This window comes from Bradyrhizobium sp. SZCCHNR1015, assembly GCF_032489875.1.
Lineage (GTDB): Bacteria > Pseudomonadota > Alphaproteobacteria > Rhizobiales > Xanthobacteraceae > Bradyrhizobium.
Genome location: NZ_JAUEYW010000030.1, coordinates 19078 through 28534, shown reverse-complemented (window position 1 = coordinate 28534; position 9457 = coordinate 19078). Strand labels below are relative to the sequence as shown.

Below are 9457 nucleotides of genomic sequence, written 5' to 3'. Positions count from 1 at the left end.
CGACAAATCGCATTCTACGGCAAAGGCGGCATCGGCAAATCGACGACGTCGCAGAACACGCTCGCGGCGCTCGCCGAGATGGGTCATCGGATCCTGATCGTCGGCTGCGACCCCAAGGCGGATTCGACCCGTCTGATCCTGCACGCCAAGGCGCAGGACACCATTCTCAGCCTGGCCGCCGCCGCCGGCAGCGTCGAGGATCTCGAGATCGAGGAGGTCATGAAGGTCGGCTATCGCGACATCCGCTGCGTCGAGTCCGGCGGTCCGGAGCCGGGCGTCGGCTGCGCCGGCCGCGGCGTCATCACCTCGATCAACTTCCTCGAGGAGAACGGCGCCTATGAGGACATCGACTACGTGTCCTACGACGTGCTGGGCGACGTGGTGTGCGGCGGCTTCGCGATGCCGATCCGCGAGAACAAGGCGCAGGAGATCTACATCGTGATGTCCGGCGAGATGATGGCGATGTATGCCGCCAACAACATCTCCAAGGGCATTCTGAAATACGCGAACTCCGGCGGCGTGCGCCTGGGCGGCCTGGTCTGCAACGAGCGCCAGACGGACAAGGAGCTGGAGCTGGCGGAAGCTCTCGCCAAGAAGCTCGGCACGCAGCTGATCTACTTCGTGCCGCGCGACAACATCGTGCAGCATGCCGAGCTGCGCCGCATGACCGTGCTGGAATACGCGCCGGACTCGGTCCAGGCCGGCCACTACCGCTCGCTGGCTCAGAAGATCCACAACAACGGCGGCAAGGGCATCATCCCGACGCCGATCACGATGGACGAGCTCGAGGACATGCTGATGGAGCACGGCATCATGAAGGCCGTGGACGAGAGCCAAATCGGAAAGACTGCCGCCGATCTCGCCGCAACGGCGTAACCGCCACCGGTGCTCCGGCCTTTCGTCTCCAAGGGCCGGAGCACCTCCGCAACCGATCATCGAGGAAAGCCAGATGAGCGTCATCGAGAAACAAAGCGTTGCCGAGATCAAGGCGCGCAACAAGGAACTGATCGCCGAGGTCCTGAAGGTTTATCCGGAAAAGACCGCCAAGCGCCGTGCCAAGCATCTCAACGTGCATGAGAACGGCAAGTCGGATTGCGGCGTCAAGTCGAACATCAAGTCGATCCCCGGCGTCATGACCATCCGCGGTTGCGCCTACGCCGGCTCGAAGGGCGTGGTGTGGGGACCTATCAAGGACATGATCCACATCAGCCACGGTCCGGTCGGCTGCGGCCAGTACTCCTGGGCGGCGCGCCGCAACTACTATATCGGCACGACCGGCATCGACACCTTCGTGACGATGCAGTTCACCTCCGACTTCCAGGAGAAGGACATCGTCTTCGGCGGCGACAAGAAGCTCGCCAAGATCATGGACGAGATCCAGGAGCTGTTCCCGCTGAACAACGGCATCACCGTGCAGTCGGAATGCCCGATCGGCCTGATCGGCGACGACATCGAGGCGGTCTCCAAGGTCAAGTCGAAAGAGTATGACGGCAAGACCATCGTCCCCGTGCGCTGCGAAGGCTTCCGCGGTGTGTCTCAGTCCCTGGGTCACCATATCGCCAACGACGCCATCCGGGACTGGGTGTTCGACAAGCTCCCGGCCGATGCCGCGCCGCGCTTCGAGCCGTCGGCCTACGACGTCGCGATCATCGGCGACTACAACATCGGCGGCGACGCCTGGTCGTCCCGCATCCTGCTCGAGGAGATGGGTCTGCGCGTGATCGCCCAGTGGTCGGGCGACGGCTCGCTGGCGGAGCTCGAGGCGACGCCGAAGGCGAAGCTCAACGTGCTGCACTGCTACCGCTCGATGAACTACATCTCGCGCCACATGGAAGAGAAGTACGGTATTCCGTGGTGCGAATACAACTTCTTCGGACCGAGCAAGATCGCCGAATCGCTGCGCAAGATCGCGAGCTATTTCGACGACAAGATCAAGGAGGGTGCCGAGCGTGTCATCGCCAAGTACCAGCCCCTGATGGACGCCGTCATCGCCAAGTACCGGCCGCGCCTCGAAGGCAAGACCGTGATGCTGTTCGTCGGCGGCCTGCGTCCGCGCCACGTGATCGGCGCCTACGAGGACCTCGGCATGGAGGTCGTCGGTACCGGCTATGAGTTCGGCCACAACGACGACTATCAGCGCACCGCCCAGCACTACGTCAAGGACGGCACGCTGATCTACGACGACGTGACCGGATACGAGTTCGAGAAGTTCGTCGAGAAGGTCCAGCCGGACCTGGTCGGCTCGGGCATCAAGGAAAAGTACGTGTTCCAGAAAATGGGCGTGCCGTTCCGCCAGATGCACTCCTGGGACTACTCGGGTCCGTACCATGGCTATGACGGCTTCGCGATCTTCGCCCGCGACATGGACATGGCCATCAACTCGCCGGTCTGGAAGATGGCCAAGGCACCCTGGAAGCAGGCGCCCAAGCCGTTGCTCCAGGCGGCCGAGTAACCACCACCACCCACGGCCTGGCTCTCCTTCGGCGGAGAGCCAGCGCTCCCTGATCGACACAGGAACATAAAGAGGGTTTTCCCATGACGCAGTCTGCCGAACATGTGCTCGATCACTTCGAGCTTTTCCGTGGTCCCGAATACCAGCAGATGCTGGCCAACAAGAAGAAGATGTTCGAGAATCCGCGCGACCCCGCCGAGGTCGAGCGCATCCGCGAATGGGCCAAGACGCCCGAATATCGCGAGAAGAATTTCGCCCGTGAGGCGCTGACCGTGAATCCGGCCAAGGCCTGCCAGCCGCTCGGCGCGGTGTTCGTTGCCGTCGGCTTCGAAAAGACGCTGCCGTTCGTGCACGGCTCGCAGGGCTGCGTGGCCTATTATCGCAGCCATCTGTCGCGCCACTTCAAGGAGCCGAGCTCCTGCGTGTCGTCGTCGATGACCGAGGACGCGGCTGTGTTCGGCGGGCTGAACAACATGATCGACGGTCTCGCCAACGCCTACAACATGTACAAGCCGTCGATGATCGCTGTCTCCACCACCTGCATGGCGGAAGTCATCGGCGACGACCTCAACGCCTTCATCAAGACCTCCAAGGAGAAGGGTTCGGTTCCGGCCGAATTCGACGTGCCTTTCGCCCATACGCCTGCCTTTGTCGGCAGCCATGTCACCGGCTACGACAACGCGATGAAGGGCATTCTCGAGCACTTCTGGGACGGCAAGGCCGGCACCGCGCCGAAGCTGGAGCGCGTTCCCAACGAGAAGATCAATTTCATCGGCGGTTTCGATGGCTACACCGTTGGCAACATCAAGGAAGTGAAGCACATCTTCGAGGCGATGGGGATCGAGTATACGATCCTCGGCGACAATTCGAACGTGTTCGACACGCCGACCGACGGCGAGTTCCGTATGTACGACGGCGGCACGACCCTGGAGGACGCGGCCAACGCCGTTCACGCCAAGGCGACGATCTCGATGCAGCACTTCTGCACCGAGAAGACCCTGCCGTTCATCAAGAACCACGGCCAGGAGGTCGTCTCCTTCAACCATCCGGTCGGTGTGACCGGCACCGACGCCTTCGTGATGGCGCTGTCGCGCATCAGCGGCAAGGAGATCCCGGAATCTCTCGCTCTCGAGCGTGGGCGCCTGGTCGACGCGATCGCCGACTCCAGCGCGCACATCCACGGCAAGAAGTTCGCGATCTACGGCGATCCGGACCTATGCCTCGGCTTGGCCGCATTCCTGCTCGAGCTCGGCGCCGAGCCGACCCATGTGCTCGCCACCAACGGCAACAAGGACTGGGCCGAGAAGGTCCAGGCGGTGTTCGATAGCTCGCCGTTCGGCAAGAACTGCCACGTGTATCCCGGCAAGGATCTCTGGCACATGCGCTCGCTGCTGTTCACCGAGCCGGTCGATTTCCTGATCGGCAACACCTACGGCAAGTATCTGGAGCGCGACACCGGCACGCCGCTGATCCGCATCGGCTTCCCGATCTTCGATCGCCACCACAAGCACCGCTATCCGGTGTGGGGCTATCAGGGCGGCCTGAACGTGCTGGTCACGATCCTCGACAAGATCTTCGACGAGATCGACCGCAACACCAACGTGCCGGCCAAGTCGGACTACAGCTTCGACATCATCCGCTAAGTGACGGCGCGCGGCGGTCCCTCAAGGGCCGCCGCGCTTCGATCTGGACGACAAGGCTCATGGGGACGGCCGCAGAGGCCGGAGCCTCCTCGTCTCACCAAGACGCGCAGAAGGTCCGCCAACAGGAGAAGCCGATGAGCTCGCTGTCTGCCACGATCCAGAACGTCTTCAACGAGCCGGGTTGCGGCAAGAACGCCAACAAGTCCGAGGCCGAGCGCAAGAAGGGCTGCACCAAGCAGCTGCAGCCGGGCGGCGCGGCCGGTGGTTGCGCCTTCGACGGCGCCAAGGTCGCCCTGCAGCCGCTGACGGACGTCGCGCATCTCGTGCACGGGCCGATCGCCTGCGAGGGGAATTCCTGGGACAATCGCGGTGCGGCCTCGTCGGGCGCGCAGATCTGGCGCACCGGCTTCACCACCGACATCAACGAGACCGACGTCGTGTTCGGCGGCGAGAAGCGCCTGTACAAGGCGATCAAGGAGATCATCGAGAAGTACGATCCGCCGGCGGTCTTCGTCTACCAGACCTGCGTGCCCGCCATGACCGGCGACGACATCAACGCGGTCTGCAAGGCAGCCTCCGCCAAGTTCGGCAAGCCGTGCATTCCCGTCAATGCACCGGGCTTTGTGGGCCCGAAGAACCTCGGCAACAAGCTTGCCGGCGAGGCGCTGCTCGACCACGTCATCGGCACCGTCGAGCCGGAGGTGACCACCCCCTACGACCTCAACATCATCGGCGAATACAATCTCTCCGGCGAGCTCTGGCAGGTGAAGCCGCTGTTCGACGAGCTCGGCATCCGTATCTCCGCCTGCATCTCCGGCGACGGCCGCTACAAGGACGTCGCGTCGTCACACCGCGCTCGCGCAGCGATGATGGTGTGCTCCAAGGCGATGATCAACGTCGCCCGCAAGATGGAGGAGCGCTACGGCATCCCGTTCTTCGAGGGCTCGTTCTACGGCATCCAGGACTCCTCGGATTCGCTGCGCGAAATCGCGCGTCTCCTGGTCGAGCGCGGCGCTCCGGCCGATCTCTTGGACCGCACCGAGGCGGTGATCGCCCGCGAGGAGGCCAAGGCCTGGGCAGCGATCGAGCCGTTCAAGCAACGGCTCACCGGCAAGAAGGTGCTCCTGATCACCGGCGGCGTGAAATCGTGGTCGGTGGTGGCGGCGCTGCAGGAGGCCGGCATGGAGCTGGTCGGCACCTCCGTGAAGAAGTCCACCAAGGAGGACAAGGAGCGCATCAAGGAGCTGATGGGCCAGGACGCGCACATGATCGACGATATGGCGCCGCGCGAGATGTACAAGATGCTCAAGGACGCCAAGGCCGACATCATGCTGTCGGGCGGCAAGTCGCAATTCGTGGCACTGAAGGCGGCGATGCCCTGGCTCGACATCAACCAGGAGCGCTCGCACGCCTATATGGGCTATATCGGCATGGTGAAGCTGGTCGCCGAGATCGACAAGGCGATCTACAACCCGATGTGGGAGCAACTGCGCAAGCGGGCGCCCTGGGAGACGGCCAGCGACAATTGGCAGGCCAGGGCGATCGCTCAGGCCAATGCCGAAGCTGCCGCGCTCGCGGCCGATCCAGTCGCAGCTGAAGCCGCGCGGCGTGCCAAGAAGATCTGCCACTGCAAGACGGTCGACCTCGGCACCATCGAGGATGCGATCAAGGCGCATGGCCTCACCGACGTCGCCGGTGTGCGCACGCACACCAACGCCTCTGGCGGCTGCGGCGCCTGTGCCGGTCGGGTCGAGGACATCCTGGCGGCGCAGAAGGCGCCGGCCGAGCTGCTTCAGGCGGCGGAGTAGGAGCGCTCATGGCCAAGGTCATCATCGGAAAGAAGGCCTGCGCGGTCAATCCGCTGAAGATGAGCCAGCCGATCGGCGGCTCGTTCGCCTTCCTCGGCCTGCGCGGCGCGATGCCGCTGCTGCACGGCTCGCAGGGCTGCACCTCGTTCGGCCTGACCTTGTTCGTGCGCCACTTCAAGGAAGCGGTGCCGATGCAGACGACCGCGATGAGCGAGGTCGCCACCGTGCTCGGCGGCTACGAGAATGTCGAGCAGGCGATCCTCAACATCCACAAGCGACAAAAGCCGGAGATCATCGGCATCTGTTCCACCGGGGTCACGGAGACCAAGGGCGACGACGTCGACGGCTACATCAGGCTGATCCGCGAGAAGCATCCGGAGCTGGCGAACTATCCGCTGGTCTATGTCTCCACGCCGGATTTCAAGGACGCGTTCCAGGATGGCTGGGACAAGACCGTCGCCAAGATGGTCGAGGTGCTCGTCGACAAGCCGACGTCGACAAGGCGCGATCCAGCGCGGGTCAACGTGCTGCCGGGCTGTCATCTGACGCCGGGGGACATCGAGGAACTGCGTACCATCATCGAGGATTTCGGGCTGGAGCCGTCGTTCCTGCCGGATATCGGCGGCTCGCTCGACGGTCACATCCCCGACGAGTTCACACCGACGACGATCGGCGGCATCGGGCTGGAGGAGATCGCGGTCATGGGCAGCGCGTCCTGGACGATCGCGATCGGGGCGCAGATGAAGCGCGCGGCGGAGGCGATGCAGGCCAGGACCGGCGTTCCATACCGGTTGTTCGAACGTCTCTGCGGGCTGCTGCCGAACGACGAGTTCATGACGTTCCTGAGCGAGATCTCGGGGCGTCCGGTTCCGGCGAAATATCGCCGTCAGCGCGGTCAGCTCGCCGACGCCATGCTGGATGCGCATTTCCACATCGGCGGCCGCAAGCTCGCGATCGGCGCCGAGCCGGATCTGTTGTTCGACGTCGCCAGCATGCTGCACGACATGGGGGCCGAGATCGCGGTCGCCATCACCACCACGCAGTCGCCGGTGCTCGAGCGCATGCCCTGCCAGGAGGTGCTGATCGGTGATCTCGAGGATCTGGAAAACCTGGCAAAGGAACGCGGCTGCGGTTTGATGCTCACGCATTCGCATGGTCGCCAAGCCGCCGCGCGGCTCAAGATCCCGTTCTACCGGATCGGCTTCCCGATGTTCGACCGGCTCGGGGCAGGGCATCTGCTGACGGTCGGCTATCGCGGCACCCGTGATCTGATCTTCGCACTCGCCAATCTCATCATCGCCGATCGCGAGGACAACCATCAGCCGACGCCCGATACCTGGCTCGATCCCTGGAAGGATACGCCGCCGGTGTCGCTGGACTCCGCCGTCGTGGCGCCGCTGCATTGACGCTTCAGGAGAAAGGACCGACGACATGAAAGTCGCATTCGCTACCCAGGATCTGAAACGCGTCGATGCCCATTTCGGCTGGGCCAAGAACATCGCGATCTACGATCTCGATCCCGAGGGCTACCGCTTCGTCGAGAGCGTCGAGTTCGACGGCGATCTCAAGGAGGACGGCAACGAGGACAAGCTGGCGCCGAAGATCGAGGCGATCAAGGATTGCGCCATCCTCTATGTCGCCGCGATCGGAGGCTCCGGCGCAGCGCGCGTCGTCGCCAACAACATCCATCCGATGAAGGTCAATCAGCCCGAGGAGATCACCGATCTCCTGGGCAAGCTGCAGACCGTGCTGAAGGGGACGCCGCCGCCGTGGCTGCGCAAGGCGCTGGCGAAGGGCCAGGAACGCGCGCTCGATTTCGAGGAATGAGGAAACCACCATGTCCGATACCGCGGTAGCCGTCGAAACCGTCCCCGCCGAGCAGCGGACCTTCGTCAAGGAGCTGATCAAGGTCTGGCGTGCCCAGGACACCCATGGGGCTTGGGAGGGCAAGAAGGATGTCGATCTGCTCGAGCCCTACATCCTGGACAAGGAGAAGCGGCGCGCTTTGCCGATCATCGGCGATCCCGATCCGGAGACGATCTGGCGGCTCGAGCTGTTCTTCAACGCGGTCGCGCTGTCGATCGAGAAGGCCACCGGCGTGATGATCTCGCCGATGCTGAAGATGAGTCACGAGGGCTTCGGCCGCATGGTGCTGATCGGCGGCCGGCTGATCGTGGTCAACAAGCAGCTGCGCGACGTACACCGCTTCGGCTTCGACAATCTCGGCAAGCTGGCCGACGAGGGCGACAAGTTCGTCAAGGCCGGCGTCGAGATGATCGAGAAGTTCAAGGATGTCGCGAATTACTGAACTGTGAGGATGAGAGATGAGCGACCTGGACACCCTGAAGGCCGAGATCAAGAAGCTGTCGGCGCGCGCTATGGATGCCAAGATGAACCTGCATGATCTGTCGGAGGAGCTGCCCATCAACTGGGACCAGATCCTGCCGACGGCGCAGAAGGCGCACGAGGCGTTCGACGAGCTGGAGAAGAAGCGGGCCGAGCTGAAGAAGCTCGAGGCCGCGTGAGCCTGTACAAGGACCCGTCACCATGTCCAATTCAACCCGTGACGGCCGCGACTGGCGGCCGGACTACCTAGTCGCGATCGATGCGGCCAAGTGCATCGGCTGCGGGCGCTGCTACAAGGTCTGCGGCCGCGAGGTCATGACCCTGAAGGGCATCAACGACGAAGGCGAGTTCGTCGAGCTCGACGACGACGAGGATGACGAGGTCGAGAAGAAGATCATGGTCATGCACGACACCGGCGCCTGCATCGGCTGCGGCGCCTGCGCCCGGGTCTGCCCGACCAACTGCCAGACCCATTCGCCGGCGGCCTGAGACTGTCGAGCGTGCCGTCATGCTGCGGATGGAAGCAAAGTTCACAATCGGCCAGGTGACCCGGCATCGCGTCTACGACCTGCGCGGTGTTGTGTTCGACGTCGATCTGTCGTTCTCCGAGGAGGAGGGCTGGCGGGCGATCACGATGGATACGCGGCTCGATCGGGAGCAGCCGTTCTACTATCTGCTCGCCGAATGCGGCGACAGCAGCTACATCGCTTATGTGCCCGAACAGAACCTGGTCGCCGACGTCTCGGGCGAGCCGGTCAAGCATCCGGACATCGGCGAGCTGTTCGACGTCGATGACGGCGGTAGCTATCACTACCGTGGCCGGATTTTTCAGTAGCAGGGACGGACGCGCGCCACAGCGTCATTGTCATTGCGAGTCGCCGCAGGCGACGAAGTAATCCAGAGTCCTCGCGCCGCCCTGGATCGCGTCGCTGCGCTCGCGATGACGGGCATTGGTCCGTAGGGTGGGCAAAGGCGCCTGGGCGGTCTCTCAATAGGGGATTCGGTCTCACGCGCCGTGCTCGCCGTCCATCTGCGCATCCGGAACGATAATGGTGGCCACACCATCGGACGCCGATTCGCGTCGCCCGACGGTTTTGCCACCCTACGAGTCTTTCCTGCCGCATCCATGGCGGCACAGTTCATCCATGCGTCATTCCGGGGCATCGCGCAGCGATCAGCCCGGAATCCATAGCCACGAATGTTTCTTG

General features: G+C 63.5%; 10 protein-coding genes. All 10 read left to right on the top strand.

The genetic code is table 11. From position 1 onward, the window contains the following. On the top strand, nucleotides 1–876 hold an 876-nt coding region (gene nifH / locus QX128_RS32985), incomplete at its 5' end, for a nitrogenase iron protein (RefSeq protein ID WP_316238972.1). A gap of 73 nt (nucleotides 877–949) precedes the next feature. Then, nucleotides 950–2452 carry a nitrogenase molybdenum-iron protein alpha chain gene (nifD, locus tag QX128_RS32980; RefSeq protein ID WP_315803696.1) on the top strand — a complete coding sequence of 501 codons (1503 nt, stop codon included), beginning with the start codon at nucleotides 950–952 and terminating at the stop codon, nucleotides 2450–2452. 83 nt (nucleotides 2453–2535) lie between these two features. Beyond that, complete coding sequence (gene nifK / locus QX128_RS32975; protein WP_316179933.1) at nucleotides 2536–4095, top strand: nitrogenase molybdenum-iron protein subunit beta; 1560 nt, start codon at nucleotides 2536–2538, stop codon at nucleotides 4093–4095. Between the two features lie 134 nt (nucleotides 4096–4229). Then, nucleotides 4230–5903, top strand: coding sequence for a nitrogenase iron-molybdenum cofactor biosynthesis protein NifE (gene nifE, locus QX128_RS32970; RefSeq protein ID WP_316239637.1), 1674 nt, complete (start codon nucleotides 4230–4232; stop codon nucleotides 5901–5903). 8 nt (nucleotides 5904–5911) lie between these two features. Further along, nucleotides 5912–7309 carry a nitrogenase iron-molybdenum cofactor biosynthesis protein NifN gene (nifN, locus tag QX128_RS32965; protein ID WP_316239636.1) on the top strand — a complete coding sequence of 466 codons (1398 nt, stop codon included), beginning with the start codon at nucleotides 5912–5914 and terminating at the stop codon, nucleotides 7307–7309. A 25-nt stretch (nucleotides 7310–7334) separates the two neighbouring features. Continuing rightward, a complete protein-coding gene (gene nifX / locus QX128_RS32960) occupies nucleotides 7335–7730 on the top strand; it encodes a nitrogen fixation protein NifX (RefSeq protein ID WP_315803692.1) in 396 nt (131 codons plus the stop codon). Between the two features lie 10 nt (nucleotides 7731–7740). After that, nucleotides 7741–8211, top strand: coding sequence for a NifX-associated nitrogen fixation protein (locus QX128_RS32955; protein ID WP_316239635.1), 471 nt, complete (start codon nucleotides 7741–7743; stop codon nucleotides 8209–8211). A gap of 16 nt (nucleotides 8212–8227) precedes the next feature. Next, on the top strand, nucleotides 8228–8428 hold the full coding sequence (locus QX128_RS32950) for a CCE_0567 family metalloprotein (protein ID WP_316239634.1): 201 nt from the start codon (nucleotides 8228–8230) through the stop codon (nucleotides 8426–8428). Nucleotides 8429–8450: 22 nt separating this feature from the next. Next, complete coding sequence (fdxB, locus tag QX128_RS32945; RefSeq protein ID WP_008960273.1) at nucleotides 8451–8738, top strand: ferredoxin III, nif-specific; 288 nt, start codon at nucleotides 8451–8453, stop codon at nucleotides 8736–8738. Between the two features lie 19 nt (nucleotides 8739–8757). Beyond that, nucleotides 8758–9084, top strand: coding sequence for a heat shock protein HspQ (gene hspQ, locus QX128_RS32940; protein WP_316239633.1), 327 nt, complete (start codon nucleotides 8758–8760; stop codon nucleotides 9082–9084). Nucleotides 9085–9457 lie beyond the last annotated feature (373 nt).

Bases quoted from the DNA above. Each gene is read 5' to 3' on its own strand.
- fdxB (WP_008960273.1), top strand. From the start codon at position 8,451: ATGTCCAATTCAACCCGTGACGGCCGCGACTGGCGGCCGGACTACCTA.
- nifX (WP_315803692.1), top strand. From the start codon at position 7,335: ATGAAAGTCGCATTCGCTACCCAGGATCTGAAACGCGTCGATGCCCAT.
- nifD (WP_315803696.1), top strand. From the start codon at position 950: ATGAGCGTCATCGAGAAACAAAGCGTTGCCGAGATCAAGGCGCGCAAC.
- QX128_RS32955 (WP_316239635.1), top strand. From the start codon at position 7,741: ATGTCCGATACCGCGGTAGCCGTCGAAACCGTCCCCGCCGAGCAGCGG.
- nifN (WP_316239636.1), top strand. From the start codon at position 5,912: ATGGCCAAGGTCATCATCGGAAAGAAGGCCTGCGCGGTCAATCCGCTG.
- nifK (WP_316179933.1), top strand. From the start codon at position 2,536: ATGACGCAGTCTGCCGAACATGTGCTCGATCACTTCGAGCTTTTCCGT.
- QX128_RS32950 (WP_316239634.1), top strand. From the start codon at position 8,228: ATGAGCGACCTGGACACCCTGAAGGCCGAGATCAAGAAGCTGTCGGCG.
- nifE (WP_316239637.1), top strand. From the start codon at position 4,230: ATGAGCTCGCTGTCTGCCACGATCCAGAACGTCTTCAACGAGCCGGGT.
- hspQ (WP_316239633.1), top strand. From the start codon at position 8,758: ATGCTGCGGATGGAAGCAAAGTTCACAATCGGCCAGGTGACCCGGCAT.